Here is a 1,231-nt window from a genome sequence, read left to right as displayed (position 1 = left end):
GCTTCTTCGACAGTTCCTGCGTCAGCGGCGCGAACCAGTCCTTGCGCTTGCGCGGCGGGTCCTCCGGGTCGGGCCGCTGCTGGTGGTCGACGCGGCGCTCGTAGTCCTTGATCTTCGCGGCGATCTCGTCATCGTCCATCATGGCCCGGTCACTAAAGGCCGCTCGGTGCACGGCGTTGTAGATCTGCAGCAGGCCCCACAGGATGCGGGCCTGCCCGCCGGCGGCGAAGGCCCGCCCGTAGGTGCTTTCGCCCATTTCACCAATTTGCGGGAAGGGCGTGCCCACGCCTGGCAGGTAGACGCGGTAAAAGTACTCGCTCTCCCCCGGCTTATTTCTCTCTTCCGGAGGATAGGCATTGTGCAGGCGAACGATATTGCTATGAAAGCGCTTGGCAGCTTCCGGTTTTTTGTAGTCGCGCTCCATATTGTTGTTGGTGCCATCGAAGAACAGCCCCACGTTGACCACGGTATTGCATACCGGCTTGCCCTCAGAGTGGCCGGCGAGCTTGATCCCCAATATGCCCATAACCTCGCCCGGCGTCAGGCTGCAGCATTTGGCCGGATCTGGCGTGAGCGTGCGGTCGGGGGCAGCGATATAGCGCTTCATTGTTGGGGCTCCTTCGACTTGTTCGGATTGACCGGATAGGGAATGGGATGATTAGGGTTGCGTGGGCCGTCAAGTGCCGACACGACCACGCGGACCACGTCGTTCGGATAGATGTGGGCATAGATGGTGCCTGCCTTGGTGTAGGGCTCGACCTCGACCACCTTGGTCTTGATGACGTCCTTCCTGCCCTCTGGCGCGTTCCAGCTGACCTCGACCTGCATGCCGGGACGGTAGACCCGCGGCACGCCGACGCAACACGTTCCCGACGTACTGCCGTAGGCGCGCATATTGCCGCCCCATTGCCCATCGATGGAGAACCAATGGATGTACTTGGCGGTGTGGTTGACCCCGCCAAGCGAGGCATAGACGAACTTGTCGGAGCGATCAGTCGAGATGCCGCTGCCGCCAGCGCAGCCGGCCAGGAACAGGGACAGGAGAATGGCCTTGCCGAGGGCAATGCGCCGCGGTGCCGCGATATAGCGCTTCATTGTTGGAACTCCTTCACTTCGTCAGGGTTAACCGGATAGGGAATGCGATGGTTGGGATTGTGCGGACCATTGCGCGCCGACTGCATCAGGTTGGCCCCGGCACGCTCCTGGGGGGGGCGACAGCATGAGCGGGTTG

Annotated in this window: 1 protein-coding gene and 1 pseudogene; both read right to left on the bottom strand. The window is 62.1% G+C overall.

All coding sequences use genetic code 11. The annotated features are described in order from the left end of the window. A pseudogene (locus tag AC1DN0_RS41055) lies at positions 1 to 607 on the bottom strand (hypothetical protein); the annotation flags it as partial. Next, a complete protein-coding gene (locus AC1DN0_RS41050; RefSeq protein ID WP_441637741.1) occupies positions 604 to 1,095 on the bottom strand; it encodes a DUF3304 domain-containing protein in 492 nt (163 codons plus the stop codon). The gene AC1DN0_RS41050 and the pseudogene AC1DN0_RS41055, both read right to left, overlap by 4 nt. Positions 1,096 to 1,231: the final 136 nt, after the last annotated feature.

It is taken from the genome of Cupriavidus sp. 05N39 (genome assembly GCF_056397325.1).
The sequence above is the reverse complement of the archived record's forward strand: the minus strand, read 5'-3'. Positions and strand labels throughout refer to the sequence as shown.

What these genes read in the sequence shown, in the direction of transcription:
- AC1DN0_RS41050 (WP_441637741.1), bottom strand. Translation starts at nt 1,095, where the DNA reads ATGAAGCGCTATATCGCGGCACCGCGGCGCATTGCCCTCGGCAAGGCC.